Genomic DNA, 26,092 nt, shown 5'->3' on the forward strand with positions numbered 1-26,092 from the left:
GAGCATATGACAGAGATACCAAATGGGAAAAATAGCCTTAAAAGAGAAATCGGATTACTGGATGCCATATTTTTAGTGGTTGGGAGTATGATCGGATCTGGAATATTTATTGTCGGTGCAGACATTACACGACATACGGGCTCACCTTTCTGGTTTATTGCAGTCTGGGTAATTGGTGGCGTTATGACTTTAATTGCGGCTTTAAGCTATGGAGAGTTGAGTGCCATGTTCCCTAGAGCTGGAGGACAGTACATATATTTAAAGGAAGCCTACAATCCACTTGTTGCATTTGTATATGGCTGGAGCCTTTTTGCAGTTATCCAAACAGGTACAATAGCTGCGGTAGGCGTGTCGTTCTCAAAGTTTCTGGCTTATTTTGTTCCCGGGCTAAGCGAAGATTTAGTGTTGTTTAACATTGGGAGCCTTAGCGTATCGCCGGCACAGGGTTTTGCCATTTTGTTGCTGGTGTTCATTACATACATCAATACAAAAGGGGTAAAAGGGGGTAAAATCATTCAAAGTATTTTTACAGCTACCAAAATTCTCAGCATTGCGGGGCTCATCATTTTTGGTTTTATTCATTTAAAGACAGAGGTATGGCATGCCAACTGGTCTAACTGGAAATTTCAGAGTCTGAGTAAATCGGGTGTATTTACCAATTATCCTAGTTTTCCTGCGCTTGCAGGTGCTTTGGCTTCCGCACTGGTTGGAGCAATTATGAGTTATGAAGCCTGGAACAATGTCACATTTGTAGCAGGAGAGATCCGCGATCCAAAAAGAAATATCGGGAGAAGTCTTTTGATTGGGACGGTGTTGGTTACGCTGATTTATGTGCTTTTAAATTTAATGTTTACTGCTGTACTGCCTTTGCATGAAATTGCCGCTACGGAAAAAGACCGGGTTGGTTTAGCCGCCTCGCAAGTTATTTTTGGAATAGATGGTACAATTGTGATTGCTATTTTAATTATGATAGCCACCTTTGGTTGTAACAACGGACTAATTTTGGCGGGGGCAAGGGTATATTACAGTATGGCTAAAGATGGACTCTTTTTTAACAAAGTAGCGCAGCTAAATAAGCATGCTGTACCTGCCTTTGCTTTGTGGCTTCAATGTCTGGTCGCGTCTTTGTTGTGCCTGAGTGGAAAGTATGGTGATTTGCTGGACATGATTACTTTCATTGCCGTACTCTTTTATGTGTTAACTATACTTGCCGTATTCTTACTTCGGGTCAGAAGGCCAGCTGCAGAGCGGCCTTATAAGGCCATCGGCTATCCCTTTTTGCCCGCATTGTACATTTTAATGGGAAGTAGCTTTTGCATTTTGCTGATTATTTATAAGCCTGGGTTTACCTGGCCTGGTTTAATCATCGCCACCATCGGGATTCCCCTGTTTTACATCAATGAGGCTTTTAAAAAGAAAAGTAAATCTGTTTAAATAAATAAAGCCGGGTTCCTCAACCCGGCTTCCTCAAAACAAAACATAGACCTAACCAAAAATCTAATATCTATTTAACCACTTATTTATGGTTTCTGTGCCGGACCACCCGACCAGTTTAAAGCTTCTTTTATGGAGTTCATTTTTCCTGTACGTACCAGATAGGTGATGATAAATGCGATTAACATAAGCGATCTATTTAACTAAGCCAGCAAATCGCTGATAAAATGCCGTTGGGCTATTTTCATTTTTAGGCTCGTACTTACCTGCAATAATCGGTACGTAAATCACTCTTCTTCTGCTTTCTTCGCCACTTACGGCCGACTGCGCAACACGGTGCCATAACCTGCCATCGTGTATCGTTAAATCACCTGCGGTTGGTGTAATGGCCACTTCATTGGCATCTGCCTTGTTGTCAAGAAAATACTTTTTATGAAAAAGCATTTTATACAAACTTTGTTTGTGCGTGCCAGGTAAAACCCTTAGGCCTCCGTTTTCAGGTTTCAAACTGCTTAAATGGATGCCCACATTTAGCATTGGGTTTAATTTTTGGCCATGAAATATATCTCTTAAACCATCTGTATGCCAGCCCATTTGTGTAAACTTACTTTCTGGTCCATTTACGTAATGGTTTAAAACCATCCCATCTTTCTCTTCTGTACCTAATCTTGCCCCTTCTCCAATCAGGCTTAGCAACACTTCAAAACGAGGATCTAGCGCAAGCTCTGAAAACAAGTTATGCTGCTGATTTAGAAACGCAAAGCGCTGCACAATGGGTTGGCCATCGAGGTCTTTGCCATATTTAATAGGGATTCCATTTACCTTAACTTTATCATTCGCTAACCAATTTTTCTGTACTTCTGCAGAAGCATTGATGATGTCCTGAACGGTTTCTGGTGTAATGAAGTTCTTGAAATGTATAAATCCATTTCTGTCAAAAAATGCGCGTTGTTCGTCTGTGATATGGTCACCTAAGGTGAATTTTGAATATGAAGTATCCATTGTAATTTAAATTAGTAGATTGGAAAAAAATAAAATGAGGGTTGCCCGGGAAACTTGGCCTTAGCAAAAACAACAGCAACAACATGCCTTTGCCGAGATAGGCATTCGCATTCGTGATGCATTGAATATGTGTGTTGCTTTGATCATCTATTTAAATCTACTAATTTGGTAGACATTACAAATGTAGGTAAATATTCGATATATCAAATATTTTTTAAAATAAATTTTTAACGCTTATATAAGTTGGCTGCAATGTGTTCTATGGCAAATTTTGGTAAAATATTTACGCCAAATACAGAGAGCTTATTTAAAATTCCAGGTATAATTTCCGCTTTTTTATTAAACATTCCCTTTAGTCCTGCCTTTGCAACAACTACCGGCGACATGTTAAACTTCTCTGCAAGATCAGCGAAAGCATCCAGCCCTGCACGTGAGGCGAAGCCAGTATTGGTGGGGCCGGGGCAAAGGCAACTTACAGAAACAGAAGTGTCTTTTAATTCGAAGCGCAGTGCCCTGCTGTAAGATAGTACAAAAGATTTGCTGGCTGCATAAACAGCAAGGGAAGGGACGGCCTGGTAAGCTGCTGTACTAGAAAGATTTAATATGTAAGATTGTGCTGTTTCTTTTAGCTGGGGTAATAAAAGATGTGTTAGCTCTACAACGGCGTTGATGTTCAGGCTCAGCATATTCATCTGGCCCTGGATTTCTAAATCGGCAAAATTTCCCCAGAGGCCATATCCAGCATTATTGATCAATACAGATAGGGTAGCTGATTGGCTCCTGCTCCATTCAGCCACCTTTTGTGCCGATCCTGTTTCAGAAAGATCGCAAACAAAATAACTCGGAAGATTGCCATATTGTTGCTCAATTGACATAGACAGCGATTTTAATTCCTGCTCCGAACGTGCAACCAGTAAGAGTTTGTAGCCTGAATGTGCCAGTAAAAGGGCTATTTCTTTTCCAATGCCTTTACTTGCACCAGTTATTAAAGCAAATTTATCCATAATGGGGTTGTGAAAGGACTAAAGTAGGATTTACTTTTTTAAAAGTCTTGCAGTAACTATTAATGCAGCACTAAATATTATGAAAACCAGGAGTATGCCTAATGAATTCAGCATTACCTGGAGGTAGCCAAACTTTGCTGCGTTTACAAAAGGATAGGGGTAATAACCTGAAATTGCACCACGGATAAGGCTGTAAAAGAGATATAAAAGCGGGAAAACCGCCCATGATAGCAGGTTTTTCCAGGCAATGGTTTCTTTTGAAACAAAAAAGATCCAATACAACAGATACGCAATTGGACTGAAAGTATGGAGCAGAAAATCTGTTAGTTTAAATAAACCATCCAGTTGCCAGAGGCCTTTAAGCAGCACAACGTAAATCAAACCTACAATCAAAATGTAAACTGCTATGGCAGTTTGCGTAGTGCTTTTAGCAAAGAACTTCCCCCAGGAAGAGCCCGGCTTTAAAAGAATTGTCGTTATAGCTATCGCAATCAGTAAATTCGTTTCTATAGTAAAATAACTGATGATTTGTAGCACTGCACCAGCAAAGGTTCTGTCTTTATCCAAATATAGCCTTGTAGAGATGTAAAACTGGAGTATTAAGGCAAACCAAAGCACTAAGGCATAAATAGTGGCGTAGAGAGATTTAAGTGATGTTTTCATCATAGTAGCGTATTTGCCCGCAAAATAAGAATTATGACGTTAAAGTTTTATTTTTGATTAGGCGAGGGAATGCCTTACTTTTGTTGAAAATAGTATAAAAAGGCTTTAAATAGCCTTAGAAATGGAACAAATACCAAGTATTAAAGAATCAAAAATAAGCGATGTTTCTCAGGCGCAACTCGGGTTAGCATTAGCTTTCCCTCTTTTTACCATTGTGGCCCTGGGCATAGATTCTGTTTATTTTTTTTATCATTATTTTGACGGCCGCCAAATTACTAATCTATTGGCGGTAGGCTATTTCTTGCTGATGTATTTTACATCAGGGATACATCTGCGTAAATTGATGTTTGTAATGGTTTTTCTCTCCTATTTGGGCGAAATCATTTTCTGTAAGTTATTAGGCATGTACAGCTATCGTGCAGAAATGATACCATTGTACGTGCCTTTTGGCCATGCCATAGTGTATGCATCCGGTTATATTTTTGCTAAAACTTCTTTTGCAGATCGGAAGGATAAAGAACTACGGGTGTTTTTTGCCGTTAGTTTTGTTATTATCTTTCTATTTGTGGGGATCACTTTTAGTGACATCTTTACCTTAATTTTCGGGCTCTTTTTTTTTCTCCTTTTAAAAAGAAAGCGATGGGAAAATATGTACTACTTTATTGCACTTTGTGTAATCATGATTGAACTGGCAGGTACCTACTTTAAATGCTGGGCCTGGACACCCCGGATCTTTGGCTACCTGCCTGCAGCCAATCCACCTATAGGTGCCGTATTCTTCTATGCCGGTGGAGACGTGCTTTTGGCAAAGATAGTAGCACTATGGGATCGAAAAAATCCCGTATCTAAGATTTAATACTAATTTTGTTGAGCACAGCCATCACTATTTTCAAATCACACTTGGCATGAATAAATCATGATAGCTTCATCACCATTGAAAACAAATTTATACCGATGAAAAAAAATAGCCCTTGTACCCTTGACACCTGCTTCATGTGCCGCCTCTCATTGAAGGAATGGCATCCAGCAATTGCAAGTCACAGGAAAAACTTCATTGCTAAAAAAGGTGAGGTTATTATCAGAGAGGGTGATCCTGTAACTGGCGTTTATTTTGTAAACGCTGGTAATGTAAAAGTTCATAAACAATGGGGCGATAAGGAACTCATTTTACGTTTCGCAAATGACGGTGCTATATTTGGACATAGGGGCATCAGTAGCAGCATTTCTACCTATCCAATATCTGCCACCGCTTTAGAAACAACCAGCCTTTGTTTTGTTGACATAGAATTTTTTAAAGCTACCATAAAGGTAAATCATGAATTTGCCTACGGTTTGTTGATGTTTTATGCCGATGAACTGCATGCCTCCGAAAAGAAAATGAGAGATTTAGCACTCATGTCGGTAAAAGGCCGGTTAGCGGTAGCCATTTTAGGCCTTAAGCATCAGTTTGGATTAAATGAGCAGGGATATTTAAACTTAGACCTGAGCCGTCAGGATTTAGCGGCCTTTACCGGAGCCACTTACGAAACTGTTTTCAGAACGATGAACGAACTGCTCGCTGAAAAGCTGATCAGCGTTCAAGGTAAGATGATTCGTGTTGAAGATGAACAGGGATTAACAGAGTTGAGTACTAAATAAATTTAGAGCTGCATGTTAGGCATAGTTTTATGTGGTGGGCAAAGTTCAAGAATGGGCACAGATAAAGGATTATTGAGACATGAAGGTCATCTTTGGGCCAATCTGGCAGCCAATAAACTTCAGACTTTAAATATATCCGTAAAATTATCCGTTAATGATAGGCAGCAAGAAATGTATTCAGCTTTTTTTGATCAGGAAGACCTGATTACCGACCACGCCGAGCTAGAAATCAAGGGCCCCTTGTTGGGCTTGTTGTCAGCACACAAGCTGGCGGCGGAGCAAGATCTTTTTGTATTGGCTTGCGACTTGCTTTATATGGAGGGTAAATTGATGGAGAAACTACGGTATTCGTTTAACTCCCATCCGGGTTCGGATGCCTACCTGTTTACAAAAAATGGGCGGCAAGAGCCTATGTTCGGTATTTATACTGCCAAGGCACTGAAAAAAGCCTTGCAGATGTATCAAGCGAAAACCTTAGATAGGCATAGCATGAAATTTATCCTCGCTAAGCTAAATGTCTTTGAAATTGAGCTGGAAGAAATGGATTATCCATCCTTCAGAAACCTGAATACCAATGACGATCTTAAGGGCTTTTAAATTTGCAGATCTGCCAGGCTAATTTTTATAAAATCAGATTTTTCAGCCTCGCACAGCGCACAGCAATAGTCTTCAGGTAAGTCTCCAAAAGCAGTTCCCGGATTAATGTTTTGCCCTGCATCTCCCATGCTTTCGTCGTAAACTGTAAAACAAGCCTTGCATTGGTATACAAATTCATTTTCTTTTGGTAGCAACTCATCAATTGGAGCAACTCGGTGAAATGGTTTAGCATTCAGTGTACTCAATCTATATTTTTGAAACTTATAAATGGATCTTCGCAATTGCTCAGGAAGTATAAAGGCAGGGTTTCCCTTGCTAAAAATCTCACCTGTTCGTTCATTAGGGTTAAAATCCTTTGCGCACAAGATGTCATAAACCGGGAGCAATTTTAAGCCCAGGAAATTAAAGAAGTATCTTTTTCTAATTAGGATACTGCTAAATACCTCACTTTTTTTCCTTGTTTTTATCCCAAAGCAAATACCATAAGTTCTGGTATCTTCAATGCTTAAATGTTTTACCAGAAAGTTTTTTAATGCCAATCCTTCCATGCAATTGTCTTCTACCTGAAAGTTAAGCTCATTAGCAGCATGTCGCATGTTGATCATAAATTCCTCTAGCAGGGCATTCCATTTACTTTTGTCTTTTTCTTCTATTCCTTTTACAATGATAGATTTCCAGGGCGTGCAACACATCTGCCCCAATTTTGTATCCAGGCAAAGCTCACACATTTTCTTTAAAAACTGGATGCTAAACAATTCATCGCGTCTGTAAATGCCCAGCCAGTACTTATTGTTGTAACGATTTAAGCCCTCATAATAAGGAAGATTAAATGAAGAAAGGGGCGCAGCATGTTCGGCAGGCTTCAAGATGATGTTGTCATGGTTTAATAAACTGAAAAGTTCTTCCCCTTTGGCAGATATATTGTCAATAAAAAGATCTGGATGGCCGATAATCAGGTTTTCGAGCGCCCTGGTTACACGGTCAATATGATTGGTGTAGCACAGCTGGCTCCACTCAAATGTGACATTAGTTTTCGGGAACCTGATAATCAAATGCCAGTAGTGTTCTGATTGTGAGGATGCAATCCAGTTGATATTTCCGGTAAGCATAGGGGTAAAGCTTTGGTCACTGTCGCAAATGTTCACCTTAAGTGATGGCTTGTAATCAATTTCATCAAGGATATCTTTATAAACCCCTTCTGTTAACCAGGTGTTTTGAGTAAAAATTTCCTCGGCAGGATAAGAGCTGATGATGTTTGGCGATTTATTGTTGTCAACCTGATAGTCAATTGCAAGTAAATCCAGCTCTGCATAAAATGAAGCAGAATGGTAAGTGCTTACATCTACCAGCAATTGTTGACGGAGGCCAAAGCGTACATACTGTACCCGGGCATTCCTGGCTGCAAAAAGAATGTTGTGCAGTTCACCTGGTGAAATTATGCCTCCCGGAAAATTGATGATTACCGTTTGATGCATATTAATCGCTTAAGAGACCAAATTCTTTAAATGCTATAGGAAAGTTTTTGTTTTCATGCCCAGGTCTGCAGAGTTTTAACAGCGCAAAGCGTTGAATGTTAGTTAGTTTTTGCCATTGCGAAATAGAAATCTGAAGTTCCAGTTCTTCAGATTTTTCTTTAAGTAGTTGAGGGATACTTTTCAGGTTGCCCCATTCTGGTTGGGGGTCAATATTGAGCGCTGTAGCCTCGTTACCTGTATATTTTGCAATCAGACCAATCAAAAACTGGTGGTAGTATTTCGTTTCTGAGCTGGTATGTATAGGCAGTAGCGCCAGTTGTATCCGCTCGGCAGGATGAAATTTGCTCCATTCCGACAACTTAAGTTTTATCCCGGCAGCATCCATTTTAAAACGGACTGTCATGGGGATACACCTCACATTTTCTTCTATAAAATCTTCTTCAAACTTAAAGTATTCAATCTCTTTAAGGTTTTTAAATTCCGAAGGACCAAGTTTTACTTTTCTCATGTTTGTCAATTATTTATGTTCTTGCAATACCGCATCTAAAATTGCCTTAACTTCTGGTCTGCAGCTTCCACAACCCATTCCAGCCCCGGTTAGCTGGCAAAGCTGTAAGTGGTCTTTGCAACCTTCTTTTATTTTATGGATCAAATTACCTTCCCCTACATTGTTACAGCTACAAATTGTTTTACCAATTATTGGCGCTGCGGTTTTGCCACTTCTTAGCAGTTGAATCCTCTTTTCACTTAGTTCCAGTTTGTTTTCAATCAGGTTCCTGAATTCTAGAAACTCGCTTTTATCGCCAATTAAGATGGCGCCCACCAGCCTGTCCTGATGCACAATGCATTTTTTGTAGTATCGCTTTGCTTTATCTATAAAAACAATCTCTTCATAACCAGGGTCGTTTGCCGGTACCTCTGCTAAGCCTAAAGAGCACAATTCCAGGCTGTGCATTTTTAAAATGTTCATGAGCAAACTGCCCTGGTAGTATTTTGCAATATCGCCACATAGAAATCGGGCAACAATTTCAGCCTGTTGTTCTGCGGCGGCGGTAATACCATACAGTTGACCTTTAAATTCAGCAATTTCTCCAATGGCATAAATGTCATTTTCATTGGTCCTCAGGTATTCATCTACTACAACTCCTCTTTTACAGTCTATCCCCGCCGCTTTAATGATTTCTGTATTCGGAACCGTACCTATAGCAATAACCAATGACTCGCATGCGATCATTAGGCCGCTTTTAAGGCGGATTCCTGATATGCTTTTTTCCCCGATTACCCGGTCTACCTCGTCATTATACAAAATTTCAATGCCTTTGCTGCTTAGTTCTTCATGCAACAACTGACTACCTAAAGCGTCAAGCTGGCGCCCCATAAGCCTGGATATTCGTTGGATGATGGTGACCTGAGATCCCGTTTCACTAAGTGATGCAGCCAATTCTATACCCAGTAAACCTCCGCCAACAATAACTACCTTGTTGTTTGTCCTGGAAAGATGCTTCCTGAAACTGTCCGCATCGTTACGGCTGCGCATGCTAAAAATGCCCGCTAGTTTTGGAAGGTCTTTTAGCGCAAATGCCCTGCTGCCTGTTGCAAGAACCAGTACGTCGTAATGGTGTATAACGCCATTGCAATCCGTCACTGTTTTCGCTTCTTTATCTATCCCTTCAATTCCAATACCCCTGTGTAATTTGATACGGTAATCCGTTTCTTCCAGGTCGCTCATTTTAATAAGGTTCTCCCAGTTTAAAGTACCAATGATATAGTCAGGTAAAAGTACCCTGTTGTAAAATGGGAAATTCTCTTTACTGAAGATTTCAATTTCATCTTCCGTATTTAAGGCCCTGTAGCTTTTTACAAACCCGCATGCTCCAGCGCCTGCGCCAATTACAATAATCTTTTGTTTTGCTTTCTGATAGGTTTTTACCTGCACCGCGGTAAATTTAAAATCTGGTTCTTTACTTAAGGGATCAACCAGGTTATTGGTTAAATTATTAACCCTGTTTAAATCGTTATCTAAAATCCTGCCCCAGTGCATCGGCATAAAGACTACCCCGGGCTTAATGTCGCTGCATAGTTTTGCTTTTACACGTACATTCCCCCGCAGGCTGCTCACTTCAATTACCTCATTGTCTTTGATATTTCTGCTGGCAGCATCAAAGGGGTTAATTTCTAAAAATGACTCACTAATGTGCTGGTTCAGCTTATTTACTTTTCCGGTTTTGCTTCTGGTGTGCCACTGATCCCTGATCCTGCCTGTTGTTAAAATAAGGGGATGTGCCGGGGTTAAAGGCTCAGATTGATTGCGATCACCAAAAGATAGGATGTTGGCTCTGCGGTCGGTGGTAAAAAATTGGTGGTCTGTAAATAACCTTGCTGTACCAGATGCTGCGGTACCATTTGTGTAGGGCCATTGTACGGCTCTTCTTTCCTTTAAAATTTGATAATTGAGGCCGCTGATGTCAACATTTGTCCCTTTGGTCAGTGCGGCATGCTCATCGTAAATCGCCGCTGCATTTTTAAAGTCGAAGCCATTATAGCCCATTTTTTTCGCAAAGCGACAAATGATCTCGGCGTCTGCTAAAGCCTCACCGGGGGGCTCTGTAACCTTAGTGAGGTGGGAAATGTAGCGGCCAGCATTAGTCATAGTTCCCTCTTTTTCCGTCCAGGCTGCTGCAGGGAGTACCACGTCAGCGTATTTTAAGGTTTCTACCTTGTTGCTGATGTCTTGAACCACTACAAATTTAGCTTTCTTTAAGCCCTGTTCAGCACTGCGAACATCCGGTAGGCTTACCAGGGGATTTGTGCATAAAATCCATATGGCTTTAAGTTTCCCTGTGTTTAGCTCATCAAACATTTCTGTCGCCGTAAGGCCAGGTTTAGCTTGAATGCTGCCCAGGGGGATTTGCCAGAATTTTTCTACTTCATTTCTGTGCAATTCATTTGCAAGTACCCGGTGTGCAGGCAGCAGGTTACTTAAGCCGCCAACCTCTCTGCCACCCATAGCATTAGGCTGTCCTGTTAGCGAAAAGGGACCGCTTCCCGCTTTGCCAATGTGTCCAGTAATGAGGTTTAAATTAATTAAAGAAAGGTTTTTATGGGTGCCAACTACGCTTTGGTTAAGTCCCATGGTCCACATGCTAATGAAGCCCTTTGCATTTCCAATGTAGCTTGCAGCCAGGCGGATCTCGTCTTCCTCAATGCCGCAAATACTGGCCGCATCGGCTATAGAGGTTTGGAAAACGGTTGACTGGTACTCCTCATAGCCATTTGTATGCTTGCCAAGAAAATCAAAATCAACCTTTCCGGCTTCAATTAAACAACGGCCAATAGCGTGGTGGAGGGTAATGTCACTACCTGGATTAAGCTGGAGGTGAACGTTGGCTATAGCACAGCTCTGTGTTTTTCTTGGATCGCTAACAATTATTTTTAGCTCAGGATTCTTCTGCTTTGCTGCCTCTACCCGGCGCCACAGGATGGGATGGCACCAGGCAGGGTTTGCACCGGCAACAAAAATACAATCGGCAATTTCAATATCATCGTAACTAATGGGCACGGTATCTTCCCCTAGACTCATTTTGTAACCAACAACAGCACTGCTCATACACAGGCGACTGTTGGTATCGATGTTGTTGCTGCCGATAAAACCTTTAATCAATTTGTTAACTACGTAATATTCTTCTGTTAAACACTGTCCGCTGGCGTAAAAGGCAACGCTATCCGGGCCATGTTTTTCAATCAGGGCTTTAAAAACGGCAGCAGTCCGGGTTAAAGCCGTGTCCCAGCTTACCCGTTGTAAAGGCATATTTTTGTTATAGCGCATTTCCGGATATAGCAACCTATCACTTTTGTCATTTGCCGTGTAATGCAGGTTCATCCCCTTGCTGCACAACATTCCCTTGTTTACAGGATGGTTTTCGTCGCCTTCAACGGAAATATTGCCCTGATGGTCTTCCTGCACTATAATACCACAGCCAACGCCACAGTAACAGCAGGTAGAGGTTTTTAGGGGCGATATTTTGTTTTCCTTTTCCAATATAGGCTTTACTTAACTGTGCTTAGTGTCAATTCTTCTATATGAACCGTTTTTTGAGCCATTATCGTTCTAAAAACAAGTACAGCGATGCCAATGCCAAGGATAATAAATCCCAGAAGGGTAAAGGCTGTGGTGTAATCAATGGTGTTGTTGCCAGCGTGAATGGCTTTTGCTTTAAACATAAATGCAATCAGCATTGCACCGATGTTCCCGCCTGCGCCAACAATTCCGGCTACACTTCCAACGGCCTTAGGGTTAATGAAAGGAACCAGGCTATAGGTAGCCCCGTTGGCCATTTTTAAACTTAGCCCAAACAGAAACATCATAAAAATAGCCATGCCAAGGTTGCCCGACTTCGCAAACCAGATTAAGCCAATTCCCTCAATTAACAGTAATACAGCAAGCAGTAAGGTTTTGCCGTGAAATCCCCAGCGATTACCAATTTTGTCTGCAAAAATTCCGCCCAAAGGTCTGGCAAAGATGTTTATCCAACCAAAAATACCCGCAACCAATCCTGCAATGGCTATAGTGGCCCCAAAAGAATCTGTAAAAAATATGGGTGCAAAATTGTCTACCGTAATTTCAACACCAAAACAGGCTGCATAAGCTACGGTTAAAATCCAGGTGCGGTAATCTTTAGCTGCAATTAAAAAGGTGTTTTCCGTTGTTACTGAACCTGCTTTTTCAAGCATTTTAAAATCTCCTTCCGGACTGTCAAGAGTATACCTGTGGTATAGAAATGCACAAACTAAAAGCATTATCCCAGGTACAATCATGGCAAAACGCCAGCTGTCTGCGGCGCTGCAAAAGCCAAGGGCTGTAAATCCTGATGCAATTAGCGGCATAAATACGTTGGCAGCACCACCTCCCGCATTTCCAAAACCTCCCGCTGTTGCATTAGCGGTGCCTTTAATGTTGGGTGCAAACATGATGGAAGTGTGGAACTGTGTAATTACAAAAGATGCGCCGATGATACCGATGGCCAAACGGAAAAGTAAAAAGGAGGTGTAAGACTGGCTGGTTCCGATGAGCAGGACCGGAACGGCACAAATGACCAGCAGCCAGGTGTAGATGATTTTAGGACCATAACGATCAATTAGCCGGCCAATCAATAGCCTGGCAATAATGGTGGCCGAAACCGATGCGATCTGGATATTGCCCACCTGGTCTTTGGTTAAATGCAGTTGCTCCCTGGCAATTTTCATCAATGGCGCCATGCCAAACCATGCAAAAAAACAAAAGAAGAAAGTGAGCCAGGTAATGTGAAAGGTTTTCATTTGAACCCCTTTAAGCGAAAAAATGTTGAGCTTGTCTAGTGGTTTACTGATGGAGTTAAGCATAACATTATCTTTTAAAATTTATAACCTAAACCTAAACCGGGATTCCATTTGCCATCTTTTACAGCTGTTTTGGCATTGTAATAAAATGGTATTTGCAAAGCAAGATGACCAAATGCAGCCGTTAGGCCAAAGCCCAAATTAGGGGTAACTATGCTGTTTTTCGGGGCGCCTGTGCTTACTTTATCTTCCTTGACTCTTAAGCTGGGCAGCAAGCCAATCAGTACTGCATAAGGTTTTTTGCTAAATTTAATTGCCGGGCCTGTACAGTTGATGAAAGCCCCATGATCTACATATCCTGCAACCAGTGTGCCTTCAAATAAAACCGCTTTGGTTTGACAACTTGCGGAAAATGAGCCTAAGCCGATGGTCAGGCAGCTGGCTAATGTTAAAAAGTAAAAATTCTTCATAATTTAAGTTTTTAGGGTGCTGGTTTAGGATTTAGGGGTTGTACAGATGTACACGGTATCGTTTTCTACCTTTACGGCATAGGTTTTAATGGCACATTCATCACCGCTTAAGCAAGCGCCAGTGCTTAATGAAAATGTCTTTTTGTGGAAAGGGCAGGCTACCTTAGGTTCATCGGTAGTAGAGCCAATCATGCCACGGCTTAATGCCATTTGTTTTCGGTGCGGGCACTCATTCTGCGTGGCAAACCATTCATTTCTACGGGTAAAGTAGAAAAGTGCAATCTGCTCCTCACCATTTTTTACGCAAACCCCGCCATTTTCAACAGCGTCTTCCACGCGGCAGGCGGCAATCCAGTTGTTTGATTTTTCTGTCATTTTGTGTAGGATTTAGGTGGTTATATTCCATTCTGCGGTTCGCTTCTGTCCGCGCATTTCAACAAATTCTATGGTAGGATCTTTGTCTTCCGGCGCATTAACAAAGTGCGAAAAACGTTTTCTGATGGCGGGGTTTTCAACGGCTTCTTTCCATTCGCATTTGTAAGCCGTAATCAGATTTCCAATTTCTCTTTCCCATTGTGCGGCCATTCCTAAACTGTCATTGATGATTACATTTTTCAGGTAATCTATACCGCCCTCCATTTTGTTCAGCCAGGTTGCTGTACGCGTTAGTGGATCGGCCGTGCGGATATAGAACATCAAAAACCTGTCAATGTATTGGATGCAGGTGTCGCTATCCAAATCGGTTGCTAAGAGTAGCGCATGCTGAGGTTTGCTCCCCCCGTTTCCACAAACATAAAGGTTCCAACCTTTTTCCGTAGCTATGATGCCAAAGTCTTTGCTTTGTGCTTCTGCACATTCCCTGATGCAACCACTCACGGCAGACTTAAACTTATGTGGGGCGCGAATCCCTCTGTATCTTTCTTCGATCCTTATGGCAAAACTAACGCTGTCATGTAATCCAAATCGGCACCAGGTGCTGCCCACGCAGCTTTTTACAGTCCTTAAGCCTTTGCCATAAGCATGACCACTTTCAAAGCCTGCAGCAATCAGCTCTTCCCAAATCACCGGAAGGTCGTTAAGGTGTGCGCCAAACATGTCAATACGCTGCCCGCCCGTTATTTTGGTGTATAGATTGTATTTTTTTGCTACCTCGCCAATTACAATCAGTTTGTCGGGTGTAATCTCTCCGCCAGCAACCCTGGGTACCACAGAGTAGGAGCCTCCCTTTTGGATGTTGGCCAGAAAACGATCGTTACTGTCCTGAGCTACGTCATTTCCTTTTTTAAGGATCATCTCGTTCCAGAGGCTGGCCAGGAGCGAAGTAACCAGAGGCTTGCAGACTTCACATCCGTCATTTTTGCCCAGAGCGTCCAGTACTTCATCGTAGCTTTTTAATTCATGGATATGGATCAGGTCAAATAATTCCTGTCTGCTGTAGTTGAAATGTTCGCAAATCACATTTTTAATGTATTTGCCTTGAGATTTAAGACTGTAGGTCATCAGGTCCTTCACCATCGGTATACAACCACCGCAACCTGTGCCTGCTTTGGTGCATTTTTTCAGTTCATCAATATTTTCACAACAGCCATTTTCTACGGCATTACAGATGTCTCCTTTGGTCACCCCCTCACAGCTACAAATTAGTGCTGAATCTGGTAATCCTGTAATTCCAGCGCCTGAAGAACTGTCGGAACCTCCCCGACTCCCTAAAATCAGTTCTTCCGGATTTTCCGACAAGATCATTTTATTATCGGCGGTCTGTAGCAGCATATTGTAGGCCGATGCATCACCAATTAAAATGCCACCCAGCAGGTGCTGCCCATCGTTGCTGATGTTAATTCTTTTGTAAATCCCTTTGTGTTTGTTTTCAAAAACAATGGTGCGGCAATCCGGCTCCGTAATAAAGTTATCCCCAAAACTGGCCACATCTATCCCAATCAGTTTAAGTTTGGTACTCATGTCAAAGCCCCTGAAGGTTTTGCTGCCGGCACAAAGGTTAGTCGCCAGTACTTCGGCCATTTCATATCCTGGAGCGATCAAACCATAAATCATGCCCTCGTGCAGTGCACATTCCCCTATGGCATATATGGCAGGATCACTTGTGCGCATGGCTTCGTTTACCACAATGCCCCCGCGCAAACCCGTTTCCAGTCCACAGGCTTTAGCCAGTTCATCTCTTGGTTTTATTCCTGCAGAAATTACCAGCATGTCTACATCAAGTACACTGTTGTCGCTGAATTTAAGTCCTGTTATACCATTTTCACCTTCAATGCTGCTGGTGTTTTTGTTCAAATGAATTTGTAAACCCAGATTGGCCAATTTAGATGCCAGCATATTGCTACCTGCGGCGTCAATTTGCCTGGGCATTAATCCTGGGGCAAATTCTACAATACTCGTTTGCTCAATGCCCAGATCTATTAATGCCTTTGCGGCTTCCAATCCCAATAATCCACCACCAATAACTGCCGCTGTTTTTGCTTTTCTGGCATAATTGCTAATCAGGTCCAGGTCTTCAAGTGTTCTATACACAAAAACACCTTCTTTTTCAATACCGGGAATGTTTGGAACAAAAGCTGCGGAGCCCGTGGCAAAAACAAGTACGTCATAAGGATGAGCTGAGCCATCGGCACTGTAAGCTATTTTTAGCTCCCTGTTGATGTTAACAATAGGACGGTTTAAGTGTAAGGTAATGTTCTGCTCCTGGTACCAGCTTTCGGTAGAGAGCGAAAGATCATCTGCGGTCTTGCCGGCAAAGTATTCACTAAGGTGAACGCGGTCATAAGCTCTGCGGGATTCCTCTCCAAAAACAGCAATTTCAAAATCTGGAGATTTAGCGCGTATTTTTTCGCAGAATTTATAGCCTACCATTCCATTTCCAATCACGATTATTTTTAATGCAGTCATAATTTTAAAGATTTTGTGATTTATGGTTCAAATTTTTTGTGTTTTTCTGTAGTTTTTAGTTTTAGTGTAGATTTTTTAATGTTTTTTGGTGTTTTTATGTGTGTTTGTTTTGTTTAGTATGATTTATAATATTCAAATGTATTGTTTTTAAAATAAAAACAATAATAAATATGATTTATATCATAAAATATTGTGATTTATGGATTTTATTTATCAATTTTACCATTAGTCAATTAAATAATGTCATTATGGAGCGTAAAATTGAAGAATGCAGGCTTTTTATTATGGGTGCTGGTCCTGGAGATCCGGAATTGATCACTATGAAGGCTTATAATCTGTTAAAAAGGGCGGAAGTTATCCTCTATGACAATTTAAGCAATGAGGAATTGTTAAATCTGGCTCCAAAAACATGCAAAAAGATCTATGTTGGTAAAAAACCATATGGCTGTTGTACCCCTCAGGACAAAATAAACGAACTCATCGTCGAATATGCCAGTCGGTATAATACTGTAGTGCGTTTAAAAGGCGGAGATCCTTTTATTTTCGGACGGGGTTTTGAAGAGTTGTTGTTTGCAGAAGCGCATGGGATCAACGCGCAATATATTCCTGGAATCAGCAGTATGCAAGGGGCGGGAATGGTAGATATTCCGTTAACGCATCGTGGTATCAGTGAAAGTTTATGGATCATTACAGGCACCAAAAGAGATGGAAGCCTTTCAAAAGACCTAAAATTTGCGATGAAAAGTTCTGCAACCGTGGTGATTTATATGGGCATGCGAAAAATGGCTGAAATCTCAGGCGTATATATAGCTGAAGGTTTGGGTTCAATACCTGCTGCCATCATTCAACATGTTTCATTGCCGCATCAAAAGCAAGTAGTTTGTGAAGTTGGAGATTTGCAGAAAGCAGCTTTAAGAGCAGGTTTGAGTAATCCTGCGGTGATTGTAATCGGGGATGTGGTGCGTGCCAGGGAAATCTGTTCGCAATACAATAATAAGCAGCTTGCGGGATAAGCTGATCAGAAAGTTATAAACAAAAAAAAAGCATTCCCCGGTTTATCCGAAGAATGCTTTTCTTTTTTGTTTTAGAGCTAACTATCCTTTAGTAAGGATGTCTAATAAAGCATTGTTTTTAGCCAATTGATCTTTAGTAGATTGTCTTGAGCGACTTCCAAGTTCAATGTTAGTTGCCAATTTCAAGTTTTTAACATCCAATTTTGCGAATGTTTTATTCCTTCTGTCTTTTCTTTTTAGTCTTGTAACTGCCATGTCAATGTTTTTTTATTTATTAAAAAATCTGGAGGTCGAGAGCGGATTCGAACCGCTGTACGAGGTTTTGCAGACCTCTGCCTAGCCACTCGGCCACTCGACCCTGTTTAAATTCAGGCTGCAAAAATAGCAATAAAATGTTATGATGCAATTTATTTCTGTAAATTTCTGCTGATATCAGCACATAGTATTGCAGCGGAGATGGCAACATTCAGAGATTCAGCTGTTCCAACTCTTGGAATGGTAACGGGTAGCGTAATTTTTTTGATCACCTCTTCGGTTACGCCTTGTCCTTCGTTCCCTAAAACGATCAGCCCCTCTTTTCCCCAATTTACCTCATACAAACTTGTCCCGTTAAGCATCGCTCCAAAAACGGGTAAATTTACCTGCTCAAAAAAATCAGGCAACTCCTGATAAAAAACATTTACCCGGCTTAGCGAACCCATTGTAGCTTGTACCGTTTTTGGATTATAAACTTCTACTGTACTCAAAGAGCAAATGATGTTTTCAAAGCCAAACCAGTCTGCCGTCCTGATAATGGTTCCCAGGTTTCCCGGATCTTGTACACCATCCAGTACAATAGAAAATTTGTTTCGCAAAACTGCGGGCTCTATTTTTCTCGCTTCAGGTGTATTTACCAGCGCAAGTACGCCCTGTGGAGCCTGTTGGGTACTAATCTTCTCCAATTCAGCGTTGTTTACTTCAAATAACTTTATATTTGCAGGCATTTGAGGCAATAAGGGCTCAAATTGGGCAAGGTAATAAATGCTATGTACCTGGTAATTGGAGGAAATAAATTCCAGTATTGATTTTATTCCTTCAATGATAAAGATCTTATGCTCTTTACGGTACTTTTTTTGATGTAATGATTTTATAAACCCTATCTGTGATTTTGAAAGCATATCTTATTAACAAAAAGAAATTCCAGTTTCCTGCAATATTACTATTTATTATTCTTTTTGTTACGGCCTGCTCATCCACAAAATATATACAGGATTACCAGTCCATTGTTAAAACGGTTGATATAGATAGTGTTCCGGATAAATTTAGTGAAGAAGCTTACAACTACGTGCAAAAAGATATACGCCCTGCGCCAAAGCTGAGCATTAATGTGGGCTTGTACAATATTTTCTACGGCCTTTTTAAAACTAAATCTGTTGGTAACCCTGCGCCGATTCTGGACAGTACACTGGTAGAAATTTCCAGAAGCCAGGTAGAAAAGTTCCTGGTGAGTAAAGGCTACTTTAAAGCCAAAGTAAAATCAGACATTACAGTTGAGCATCAAAAAGCTAAAGTATATTTTAAAGCCAACCCGGGACCGGCATTTTTTGTAAATAAACTGAACTTTGATATTGAAGATCCTGCAGTTAAATCTATTTATATGGATAGGAAAACGCAGTTCTCTCATCTAAAAGAGGGCATGCAATATGACGATGATTCATTGGCATATGAGCGGGACCAGGTGTATGAATTGCTCAAGGAAAATGGCTATTATGATTTCTCTAGGCCCTATGTTAAATATACGGTAGACAGTAACTTAAATAATAGTAAGGTTAATTTGACCTTGATTGTAGACAATCCTGAGGGTAAAGCCAATCATGATCAGTATAAAATCGGAGAAACAAACATTATCATTGCACCAACGACAGATGGCTTTCCAGATTCACTGAAACTGAATCCAAGGATTGGGCGCAATGGGGTAAGGTATACAGATTTGTCGGGCCGGTTTAGGAGAAATCCAATTGTGCGGTACGATTTCATCAAGCGTGGGGAGCTTTACAGCCTTGAAAATGAAAACTTAACCTACGACAGGATGTATGAGCTGAATGTTTTTAAAAATGTTAAGATCGACTACATCAAGCCCAAAGACACTGCTAACCAGGTAAATCCTGTAATCAGGCTCACTCCGCAAAAAAGAATGAGTAACAGGATAGAGGGGGAAGTACCTTTTAATGCGGGTACTGTGGGTTTTACGCTCAGTAATACCTATACCAATAACAATATTTTCAGGGGTGCAGAGCGTTTTGAATTCCAGGTAAAGGGAGGTCTGCAATCCAGGACAGGGCAGGGACAATCCTTATTTAATGATATTTACCAGCGTGATTTCTCTGTGAGTGCCAATCTCGCTGTTCCCCGGTTAATGGTTCCTTTTGATATCCCTATGATGGGAAAAAATGGAATGCCAACCACCACTTTTTCCACCAGTTATATCTATTCCCTGCAAAAAGATTTCTTTGACCGCAGGGTTTACCTAACCTCTATCACCTACCAATGGGTAGAAACAAAATCTAAGCTACATTCCTTAACGCCCCTCAATTTTGAGTATAGGTTTGGAGGTTTGCTCATTGATACCACTACAGCAGATGGCAAAGCCTTAATTGCTGCAAATTCTTATAACATTAAATTGCTGGACAGAAGGGACATTACCCTTGGTGTTAAATATACTTACTCTTTAAACGCCAATAAACTGTTGCTTCCCAACAAAAGCTTTATTTACTTTAGGGGAAATATTGATATGGCTGGAAACCTGTTGCAGGGCATTACCAGTATAACCGGTAAAAATGAAGGAGATGATGGTAGTGCTACCTTGCTTGGCCTGCCTTTTAACCAATATGTTAGGCCAGAGGTTGATGTGAGGTGGTACAAAAGCTTAGGTGGCGTTAAGCAGTTTGTGGCAAGGTTAAATGTGGGGGTAGGCTATGCATATGGAAATTCTAATGCCATTCCTTTCGAGAAATTGTTTTTTGCAGGTGGATCAAACGGTGTGCGAGCCTGGCAGGCCAGGACTTTAGGACCAGGAAATTATAACCGTGGAAACCGGATTACTTCGGAGGATTTGAGGCGCACCTTATACGGAATTGATCAATTGGGGCAAATGCATATAGAGGCCAACCTGGAATACAGGTATAAGCTGCTGGATAAATTCTTTGGCGCACAGTTAAAGGGCGCATTCTTTTTAGATGCCGGGAATGTTTGGAACATTGCGGCGGGCAACCCACAACCAGAAACTTATTTTAAACTCAAAAACCTTGGCAACCAGCTAGGAATTGGCACAGGAGTAGGGTTGCGTTATGATGTAGATTACTTTGTATTCAGATTTGACGTGGGTTTAAAACTTAAAGATCCGCAATTTACAGGTTCAGACCAATGGGTGATTGGTAAGTACCTAAGTGGTGCCAAAGATTTTAAAGCCCAGTATGTGAATACCCATAGTCCGGATAGTTACCGTTTTGTACAGTACAACTTTGGGATCGGCATGCCGTTTTAAAAAGCTCTTTTCAGCGTATCGAATATCGTTTCAAAAAATGTACCTACGCCCAAACCATTGCTATGGTTGAAGTAAAAGAAAACCAGTAATACAATGATCGCAATGATGATTAATCTTTTAAAAGCCAGGGCAATAAATATCACAGCTAATGGAAATAAAATGAGCCACATGCTGTTAATTTGATAAGGGCTTAAATTTCCTTCCTTTTTATACACATATACCAATTTGCTGTGGGTTCCGGCATCATTGAGGTGTTTTAGGTAAACAAAGGCCGAGCGTTCCAGTTGTAATGGTAAAATAGCCACCCCGCCATGGAAATTTAACGTTTGTGTAAAACCGCTTACACTAAAGGTGTATACGCCGTTTATTTGCTCCAAAGGCTTATCAAGTGAATCTGTAGCAATAATGGCCAGTTTGCTGTTTTTGAGCAGACTTTCTTTTACAATAAAGTTGTTGATGTCTGACTTTTGAGCAAAACCCCTAAAGGCAGCGGTCAGCAACAATATAACTACGAGTACTTTTCTTCTCATTCTATTGATCTTTTATTGTAAATCAGGTAGCCCAAATGTAGTAAAATGCCGTTTCTTTTTACCTTATCATCATACAAATTATAACTTAAGCTTACAGGGCCAATTGGGCTATGGTAAACCAAGCCTGCCGTGCCCGCATAATGAAGTTTGCTAAAGGAACGGTCATTGGCTATTTCCTGAAAACCAGCTTGTTCAAATTCTTTGTAAGGCAAAAATACAAAACCCTCTATGCGGGCTTCCATATTTCTCTTTAACTTGTATACGTTTTTCAATCCGCCGGCCAGATAAGTAGTTGCCCTAAACTTTTCCAAAAACAGCGAACGGCTGTCTTGCAGGGGGTAAAATGCAGGTGCCACAAGTAGGGTAGAGTAGTAATTGGAAAATAGGGGTTGGTTGGATACCACAGCTTCGGCCAGGTAGCCTACGCTATATTTCTTTTTGTGCAAAAAGTAGTTTTCGTCGCTTACTTTAAGGTTAAACCATTCCCTGAAAGGCCTGTTTACCCCAACCACATTGTATAAGTTAGTGGTTCGGAAAATGTTACCCGGAGTATAGTTCTCCTTGCCTGTAAAGTAATTAAGGTTAAACAGAAAATTACGTCCCCTGCTGGCGTATTGTTTGCGGTTTAAGGTATTTTGCTCAAAGGCAAGACTTACCCTAAAACCGTTAAAAATAGTTTGGTCAAGAATGTCGCCTACGTTAAAGCTATTGGTAGGGCTATAGTTGTCGTTGTTATTGATAAAGGCCGTCCCCAAAGATACCCTGGTGTTTCTGTTTAAAGGAAAACCAGCTTTAAACTCTATTTTCCTGTCGCCTTGCTCAATATAGGTAGGATGCGGATTTTCTATAAAGATTTGACTGGTGTTATAATAATTTAAGTGGTTATACGTCAGTTCTGCAGAAATAAAAAGTGGTAATCGTGAAGGGTAGTCTATACGACCGTTTATTTGTACAGATTCATAAAACCGCCCCGAATAAAAATTAGTACCAAAAGTATATGCCTTTCGGTTCAGGTAGTTGTACTGCAAACCTAAATAGAAGTTGCTGATTGGCCTGGAAGAAATGTTTCCGCCTAGATCAAGTTTAATGCTTTTACGCGGTTGTGCCACAATCTCAAAATTGTAACTGTCAGAAGCCTGGTTGTAGGAGATTTTGGGATATATGGCCTCAAAAGTTTCGTCCGCTACCAGTTTATAATAAGCTTGTTTGATGTCGTAAAGGTTAAAAGTAGTTTGGTCTCTTTTAAAGAGCCGTTCTATGTAGCGCTTTTGCTGATTGTTTACTCCAGAAACCGTAATGGTGCTGAAAATCATTTCAGGCTTTTTGCCGTTAAAAAGTTCTCTTTTTTGAGCCAGTTCAGTTGGTGATACCCTGCGTGTAATGTCCTTCTCAATTTTAGGCATGTCAGCCATAGCCGCATCGTAACCCTGTTTAATCAATTCGGCCACCGGGTTAAAATTTGTAGTGCTGAATTCGCTTAGCTCAGGCTGAATGTAGACACCCTTTTCACCAATCATAGTACTGTCTGACTTAGATAAAAACATGTAGATCATGAGCCTGCGCATCAGGCGGTCATCGCCGTTTTTAGGATACTCATTAAATGTTTTGGAAGAAACATTTGCCCCTATAATGTAATCAGGATGAAATTCTTTTTTGAGCACGTCTACAGGGAAGTTATTATACAAGCCACCGTCAAATACATATTTTCCCTCCAGTTTAATAGGCCTATATACCAATGGTACGGTCATGGTTGCCCTCACCGCCTCTGCCAGGCTTCCATTTTTAACGGTGATGCTATTTTGTGACAGCACATCAGAAACCATACAGCGGTAGGGCACAAAAAGATGGTCAAAATTGTCCTTAGAAGTGGCGGATGCCTGCGAGAAAAGTTCCAGTAAGGCAAAGTTTAAAGGGATATCATTGACCAGGGTTTGTCTAAAATTAAACCTTAAACTGGTGTCAACAATCATTTTTGCCGTAACCGCCGAGGCATTGACATTGCTTTTCTGAAAGAAGAAACTGTAATCGCTGCTATAGCGGCCAGCCACCCAGTCCTGAAAATCACTGGTCAGCGCAATTTTTTCAATTTGCGCAGGTGTATAACCGGCGGCATACATTGCACCAACAATACCTCCCATAGAGGTTCCCGTAATGTAATCTATCGGAATGTTATGCTCTTCCAGCGCTTTTAAGGTTCCAATATGTGCAAGCCCTTTGGCCCCGCCACCACTCAACACCAAACCTACCTTTTGCGCACGTACTGTAGACGCGCAAAAAAACAAGATACAAAGTATGGTGTATTGTAATGCTTTCACTCCCTAAATTTAGGGTTTTTAGCTTTTAATCGGATGATTTAATTTTACTAATGAACATGACATGTCTTTCTTTCCAAATCAAATACGATAGAAAGATTAAAAACGGTGTTTGGACATATGCTGCCCAATGCTCAGATCGGAAATGTCCCAATGCACCGCATCCAGCTTTTCGTGTGAATTTCGACGCCCTATGGGCAAACATTGTCCTATTTATTGGGTTTAAATAATAGCCAACAATTAAAATAGACAAGATGAATAGCGGCAAAAAATAAGATTAGTTATCTAAAAATATATAAAAATATGAACAAGAAAATTGGAATAATTGCAGGGAGCCTTCGCAAGGAATCGTTCTCTAAAAAAATAGCAGCAGAGGTGGTAAATATGGCACCTGCTGGGTTCGACTTCGAAATTATCTCCATCGCCGACCTTCCGCTGTACAACCAGGATTTTGATGATGAGGGAAATGTGCCTCAAGCCTACACTGTCTTTAGGGATAAAATGGCCACCATTGAGGGTGTAATCTTCATTACACCAGAATACAATAGATCCGTTCCTGGAGTTTTGAAAAATGCAATCGACGTAGGTTCGCGTCCTTACGGAAAAAGCATTTGGAGCCGCAAACCAGCGGCAATTTTTAGTAATTCCCCAAGTAATCTTTCTGCTTTTGGCGCCAATCACCACTTGAGACAAAGCCTTGTGTTTTTGGATATGCCAATTATGCAACAGCCTGAGGTTTATATTGCTAAGGTAAGTGACTGCTTTGATGAGAATGGTAACCTATCAGAAAGTAAAACAAGAGATTTTCTTCAGGTTGCGGTAATTGCTTACCTCGAATTATTCACAAAGGTAATCGGCAAATAAAAAAGACGGCAACATTTACCATCAGTTCAATTGTCATCTCAAACCGCAAGGAGAGATCTATCTTTTATGAGATAATAGATCTCTCCCTGCTTTTACATTTTCCACTTTGTGAACTTTAGCGTACTGCTATTGTGATAATCAATCCAGAAAGCAAAAAGTTCATTGCCCTGAATTAATAGCTTTTGATAGGCTCCTAAATATTCCGTAAAGGTGGCTAGTGGGGTAGGGGAAGTTAGATTTTCCTCTTGCAATACCTTAAATTTACTATCAAGTAGTTTATAACCAACAAAGAATTTTTGATTACTGAAGTCAGAATACATACAATGGATGTTGCCTTTTTCGTCGAAGGCTGCTGAGGTTAGATTTCCAAATGAGGTTACCATAAATGGTTTAGCCCAGCTGTTGCCCTCATCCTTACTGTAAGATAAATACGTTTCGTTTCGCTGATGCGGGTTTTGCCAGGTTATAATCATTCCTTTTTTATAGGTTGATAGTTCAGTCATTGCAGCCCCTTGTTGGACAGAGACCTGACTTACAACAATGGGCTTTTCAAACGCGATGTTATCAGATTTGGCCTTTCTGGCAACCATTATGTTCTTATTTCCATAGGCTCCTATAGAAACGATAACCTGCTTATCTTTCGATATCGCGATTGATGGCCCTAAGAAGCCCCCACCATTCTCAGAAAATACATCTATAGGCTCTGTCCAGGTTTTTCCTTTGTCTTTAGACATCTGGTACTTTACAGCATTCTTCGCCCTTTTTGGGTATGCAACGTATACCAAATGAATTTCGTCTTCGTAGCTTACAAAAGAAGGCTTATCTAAAAGCTGATCATCGCTTTTAATGGGAACCGATTTTAAGTAGAACTGCTTTTTAGCGAAATCAAATTCATATAAGGAAATATTGCCAGAATAAAAATCTTTGCCAATGTGCATGCAAACCAGATAAGTATTCCCTTTTTCATTGTTTGCAACAAAAGGATTGCCTGTACCAAAAGTGTTTGGCAAATCAACAAGGCCTTTTTCTGTCCATTTTTCTCCATTGTTTGCAGAATATTTGTAGCCCACCTGCATGTCTGCAGCGTTTTCGTTATTGTCTTTTCGTCCGGTTCTTTTTTCCATCCAAACAGTTACAATCTCGTTTTTAGAAGGTTTGCAGGCACTCACTTCAAATGATCGGGTATCACCTAATATTTGAGCCAAATTATGCTGGGCCATAAGGGGCAAAGCAGCATGTGGCAATAAGAAAATTGTAAAAGCTAATTTTTTGAATATTTGAAAAGATTGTTTCATCATCTGTGTTGTATTGCGAAAGGATATTAAGAATGGCCAGCTTTGGGGCCGG

General features: G+C 40.9%; 22 protein-coding genes and 1 tRNA gene. 7 read left to right on the top strand and 16 right to left on the bottom strand.

Annotation, left to right across the window (positions count from 1 at the left end; genetic code table 11):
• Positions 1-6 precede the first annotated feature (6 nt).
• Positions 7-1,434, top strand: a complete 1,428-nt coding sequence (locus LPB86_RS12870; RefSeq protein ID WP_230644543.1) for an APC family permease — start codon at positions 7-9, stop codon at positions 1,432-1,434.
• Positions 1,435-1,629: 195 nt separating this feature from the next.
• Here the strand turns inward: LPB86_RS12870 and LPB86_RS12875 are convergent, their stop codons facing one another.
• The 3 genes from LPB86_RS12875 to LPB86_RS12885 all read right to left on the bottom strand — a co-directional run bounded on the left by LPB86_RS12875 (position 1,630) and on the right by LPB86_RS12885 (position 4,106).
• Positions 1,630-2,436, bottom strand: a complete 807-nt coding sequence (locus LPB86_RS12875; protein ID WP_230644544.1) for a phytanoyl-CoA dioxygenase family protein — start codon at positions 2,434-2,436, stop codon at positions 1,630-1,632.
• A 227-nt stretch (positions 2,437-2,663) separates the two neighbouring features.
• Positions 2,664-3,440, bottom strand: coding sequence for an SDR family oxidoreductase (locus tag LPB86_RS12880; RefSeq protein ID WP_230644546.1), 777 nt, complete (start codon positions 3,438-3,440; stop codon positions 2,664-2,666).
• A 30-nt stretch (positions 3,441-3,470) separates the two neighbouring features.
• Entirely contained in the window at positions 3,471-4,106 is a 636-nt protein-coding gene (locus LPB86_RS12885) for a Pr6Pr family membrane protein (RefSeq protein WP_230644548.1), read from the bottom strand.
• A 118-nt stretch (positions 4,107-4,224) separates the two neighbouring features.
• Between LPB86_RS12885 and LPB86_RS12890 the strand changes: the two genes are divergently transcribed.
• From LPB86_RS12890 to LPB86_RS12900, 3 genes are all read left to right on the top strand, one after another.
• Complete coding sequence (locus LPB86_RS12890; RefSeq protein WP_230644550.1) at positions 4,225-4,959, top strand: hypothetical protein; 735 nt, start codon at positions 4,225-4,227, stop codon at positions 4,957-4,959.
• Between the two features lie 98 nt (positions 4,960-5,057).
• Positions 5,058-5,741 (top strand): Crp/Fnr family transcriptional regulator, encoded by a 684-nt coding sequence (locus LPB86_RS12895; protein ID WP_230644552.1) that lies wholly within the window; start codon positions 5,058-5,060, stop codon positions 5,739-5,741.
• A 12-nt stretch (positions 5,742-5,753) separates the two neighbouring features.
• Positions 5,754-6,338: a molybdenum cofactor guanylyltransferase gene (locus LPB86_RS12900; protein ID WP_230644554.1), complete on the top strand. Its 585-nt coding sequence runs from the start codon at positions 5,754-5,756 to the stop codon at positions 6,336-6,338.
• Here LPB86_RS12900 and LPB86_RS12905 read toward each other — a convergent pair.
• Genes LPB86_RS12905 through nirB form a run of 7 tightly spaced genes read right to left on the bottom strand, consistent with a single transcriptional unit; the run spans position 6,335 to position 16,503 of the window.
• A complete protein-coding gene (locus tag LPB86_RS12905) occupies positions 6,335-7,813 on the bottom strand; it encodes a rubredoxin (RefSeq protein WP_230644556.1) in 1,479 nt (492 codons plus the stop codon). The two genes, LPB86_RS12900 and LPB86_RS12905, sit on opposite strands and share 4 nt — an antisense overlap.
• Before the next feature lies 1 nt (position 7,814).
• Positions 7,815-8,321 carry a nitrate reductase associated protein gene (locus tag LPB86_RS12910; protein WP_230644558.1) on the bottom strand — a complete coding sequence of 169 codons (507 nt, stop codon included), beginning with the start codon at positions 8,319-8,321 and terminating at the stop codon, positions 7,815-7,817.
• A 9-nt stretch (positions 8,322-8,330) separates the two neighbouring features.
• Positions 8,331-11,852: a nitrate reductase gene (locus LPB86_RS12915; protein ID WP_230644560.1), complete on the bottom strand. Its 3,522-nt coding sequence runs from the start codon at positions 11,850-11,852 to the stop codon at positions 8,331-8,333.
• Positions 11,853-11,860: 8 nt separating this feature from the next.
• Entirely contained in the window at positions 11,861-13,192 is a 1,332-nt protein-coding gene (locus LPB86_RS12920; protein WP_230644562.1) for an MFS transporter, read from the bottom strand.
• A gap of 11 nt (positions 13,193-13,203) precedes the next feature.
• Entirely contained in the window at positions 13,204-13,599 is a 396-nt protein-coding gene (locus tag LPB86_RS12925; protein WP_230644564.1) for a hypothetical protein, read from the bottom strand.
• Between the two features lie 24 nt (positions 13,600-13,623).
• A complete protein-coding gene (nirD, locus tag LPB86_RS12930) occupies positions 13,624-13,974 on the bottom strand; it encodes a nitrite reductase small subunit NirD (RefSeq protein WP_230644566.1) in 351 nt (116 codons plus the stop codon).
• 12 nt (positions 13,975-13,986) lie between these two features.
• Positions 13,987-16,503, bottom strand: coding sequence for a nitrite reductase large subunit NirB (gene nirB, locus LPB86_RS12935; protein ID WP_230644568.1), 2,517 nt, complete (start codon positions 16,501-16,503; stop codon positions 13,987-13,989).
• A gap of 170 nt (positions 16,504-16,673) precedes the next feature.
• On the opposite strand from nirB, the gene cobA reads away from it, so the two are divergent.
• Entirely contained in the window at positions 16,674-17,516 is an 843-nt protein-coding gene (cobA, locus tag LPB86_RS12940; RefSeq protein WP_370632820.1) for a uroporphyrinogen-III C-methyltransferase, read from the top strand.
• 81 nt (positions 17,517-17,597) lie between these two features.
• Here the strand turns inward: cobA and LPB86_RS12945 are convergent, their stop codons facing one another.
• The 3 genes from LPB86_RS12945 to LPB86_RS12955 form a co-directional block, all read right to left on the bottom strand.
• The gene (locus LPB86_RS12945; RefSeq protein ID WP_230644570.1) at positions 17,598-17,771 is read right to left on the bottom strand and encodes a spore protein; all 174 of its coding nucleotides are present in this window, start codon (positions 17,769-17,771) and stop codon (positions 17,598-17,600) included.
• A gap of 29 nt (positions 17,772-17,800) precedes the next feature.
• A tRNA-Cys gene (locus LPB86_RS12950) sits at positions 17,801-17,874 on the bottom strand.
• A 49-nt stretch (positions 17,875-17,923) separates the two neighbouring features.
• Complete coding sequence (locus LPB86_RS12955) at positions 17,924-18,673, bottom strand: RNA methyltransferase (protein ID WP_230644572.1); 750 nt, start codon at positions 18,671-18,673, stop codon at positions 17,924-17,926.
• Between LPB86_RS12955 and LPB86_RS12960 the strand changes: the two genes are divergently transcribed.
• Positions 18,658-21,039 carry a BamA/TamA family outer membrane protein gene (locus LPB86_RS12960; RefSeq protein ID WP_230644574.1) on the top strand — a complete coding sequence of 794 codons (2,382 nt, stop codon included), beginning with the start codon at positions 18,658-18,660 and terminating at the stop codon, positions 21,037-21,039. The genes LPB86_RS12955 and LPB86_RS12960 overlap by 16 nt on opposite strands.
• Here the strand turns inward: LPB86_RS12960 and LPB86_RS12965 are convergent.
• On the bottom strand, positions 21,036-21,569 hold the full coding sequence (locus tag LPB86_RS12965; protein WP_230644576.1) for a hypothetical protein: 534 nt from the start codon (positions 21,567-21,569) through the stop codon (positions 21,036-21,038). The genes LPB86_RS12960 and LPB86_RS12965 overlap by 4 nt on opposite strands.
• Complete coding sequence (locus LPB86_RS12970) at positions 21,566-23,884, bottom strand: patatin-like phospholipase family protein (protein ID WP_230644578.1); 2,319 nt, start codon at positions 23,882-23,884, stop codon at positions 21,566-21,568. The genes LPB86_RS12965 and LPB86_RS12970 overlap by 4 nt, the downstream gene beginning before the upstream one ends.
• A 300-nt stretch (positions 23,885-24,184) precedes the next feature.
• On the opposite strand from LPB86_RS12970, the gene LPB86_RS12975 reads away from it, so the two are divergent.
• On the top strand, positions 24,185-24,745 hold the full coding sequence (locus LPB86_RS12975; protein ID WP_230644580.1) for an NADPH-dependent FMN reductase: 561 nt from the start codon (positions 24,185-24,187) through the stop codon (positions 24,743-24,745).
• 92 nt (positions 24,746-24,837) lie between these two features.
• Here LPB86_RS12975 and LPB86_RS12980 read toward each other — a convergent pair whose 3' ends face one another.
• Positions 24,838-26,043, bottom strand: a complete 1,206-nt coding sequence (locus tag LPB86_RS12980) for a sialidase family protein (RefSeq protein WP_230644581.1) — start codon at positions 26,041-26,043, stop codon at positions 24,838-24,840.
• Positions 26,044-26,092: the final 49 nt, after the last annotated feature.

Source organism: Pedobacter sp. MC2016-14 (assembly GCF_020991475.1).
In the GTDB taxonomy this organism is placed as follows: Bacteria; Bacteroidota; Bacteroidia; order Sphingobacteriales; family Sphingobacteriaceae; genus Pedobacter.

Coding starts and splice junctions, on each gene's coding strand:
- cobA (WP_370632820.1), top strand. CDS start 16,674: ATGATTTATATCATAAAATATTGTGATTTATGGATTTTATTTATCAAT.
- LPB86_RS12925 (WP_230644564.1), bottom strand. CDS start 13,599: ATGAAGAATTTTTACTTTTTAACATTAGCCAGCTGCCTGACCATCGGC.
- LPB86_RS12880 (WP_230644546.1), bottom strand. CDS start 3,440: ATGGATAAATTTGCTTTAATAACTGGTGCAAGTAAAGGCATTGGAAAA.
- LPB86_RS12890 (WP_230644550.1), top strand. CDS start 4,225: ATGGAACAAATACCAAGTATTAAAGAATCAAAAATAAGCGATGTTTCT.
- LPB86_RS12905 (WP_230644556.1), bottom strand. CDS start 7,813: ATGCATCAAACGGTAATCATCAATTTTCCGGGAGGCATAATTTCACCA.
- LPB86_RS12965 (WP_230644576.1), bottom strand. CDS start 21,569: ATGAGAAGAAAAGTACTCGTAGTTATATTGTTGCTGACCGCTGCCTTT.
- LPB86_RS12885 (WP_230644548.1), bottom strand. CDS start 4,106: ATGATGAAAACATCACTTAAATCTCTCTACGCCACTATTTATGCCTTA.
- LPB86_RS12910 (WP_230644558.1), bottom strand. CDS start 8,321: ATGAGAAAAGTAAAACTTGGTCCTTCGGAATTTAAAAACCTTAAAGAG.
- LPB86_RS12945 (WP_230644570.1), bottom strand. CDS start 17,771: ATGGCAGTTACAAGACTAAAAAGAAAAGACAGAAGGAATAAAACATTC.
- LPB86_RS12920 (WP_230644562.1), bottom strand. CDS start 13,192: ATGCTTAACTCCATCAGTAAACCACTAGACAAGCTCAACATTTTTTCG.
- LPB86_RS12975 (WP_230644580.1), top strand. CDS start 24,185: ATGAACAAGAAAATTGGAATAATTGCAGGGAGCCTTCGCAAGGAATCG.
- LPB86_RS12875 (WP_230644544.1), bottom strand. CDS start 2,436: ATGGATACTTCATATTCAAAATTCACCTTAGGTGACCATATCACAGAC.
- LPB86_RS12870 (WP_230644543.1), top strand. CDS start 7: ATGACAGAGATACCAAATGGGAAAAATAGCCTTAAAAGAGAAATCGGA.
- nirB (WP_230644568.1), bottom strand. CDS start 16,503: ATGACTGCATTAAAAATAATCGTGATTGGAAATGGAATGGTAGGCTAT.
- LPB86_RS12980 (WP_230644581.1), bottom strand. CDS start 26,043: ATGATGAAACAATCTTTTCAAATATTCAAAAAATTAGCTTTTACAATT.
- LPB86_RS12955 (WP_230644572.1), bottom strand. CDS start 18,673: ATGCTTTCAAAATCACAGATAGGGTTTATAAAATCATTACATCAAAAA.
- LPB86_RS12895 (WP_230644552.1), top strand. CDS start 5,058: ATGAAAAAAAATAGCCCTTGTACCCTTGACACCTGCTTCATGTGCCGC.
- nirD (WP_230644566.1), bottom strand. CDS start 13,974: ATGACAGAAAAATCAAACAACTGGATTGCCGCCTGCCGCGTGGAAGAC.
- LPB86_RS12900 (WP_230644554.1), top strand. CDS start 5,754: ATGTTAGGCATAGTTTTATGTGGTGGGCAAAGTTCAAGAATGGGCACA.